Raw genomic sequence first — 548 nt, forward strand, 5'->3', positions numbered from 1 at the left:
CCTTCTGATCACCGCCGAAGCGATGATCACCGACGTTCCGGCCAAGGATGCAGCACCTGCGGGTGGCGGCGGTGGCGGCATGGGCGGCTACTAAAACCCAGGATTTGTCCGATCTGTTGGAGATGTGAATGGCGGCCCCGATCGGGGCCGCTACGATTCTCAAGATGATCATCGCAAAGTTTACGCAGTCGCCCGGCTCAGTCCCGGGAGGCAATCATGATCTTGCGGCTTTCGAAGGGGACGCAATCCACGCTAGACTGTCCAGGCGGCCGTCTGGTTGCGGAGCTCGCCGGACTTTGGCAAGCGATCGGACGAACCGCCATCCCCGACACGGAGACACGTTCATGTTTGCGGCCAAGGCCATCGACACCTCAGACAAGCCCGCGTTCTACCGCGACCTCGCCACCCAATTGAAGGCGCTGCTCGAGGGTGAGCGCGATTCGATCGCCAACGCCGCCAACACCGCAGCACTCATCTTCCAGATGGTGCCGGACCTCAACTGGGCCGGTTTCTATTTCCTGCAGTCGGACGAGGAAATGGTGCTCGGG

At 61.5% G+C, this 548-nt stretch carries 1 pseudogene; it reads left to right on the plus strand.

Features of this window, described 5'->3' with window-relative positions:
- Window positions 1-344: 344 nt before the first annotated feature.
- Window positions 345-548, plus strand: a pseudogene (locus ENZ75_RS33750) (GAF domain-containing protein); the annotation flags it as partial.

The organism is Mesorhizobium sp. M7A.F.Ca.CA.002.04.1.1 (genome assembly GCF_004022805.1).
GTDB lineage: Bacteria > Pseudomonadota > Alphaproteobacteria > Rhizobiales > Rhizobiaceae > Mesorhizobium > Mesorhizobium ciceri.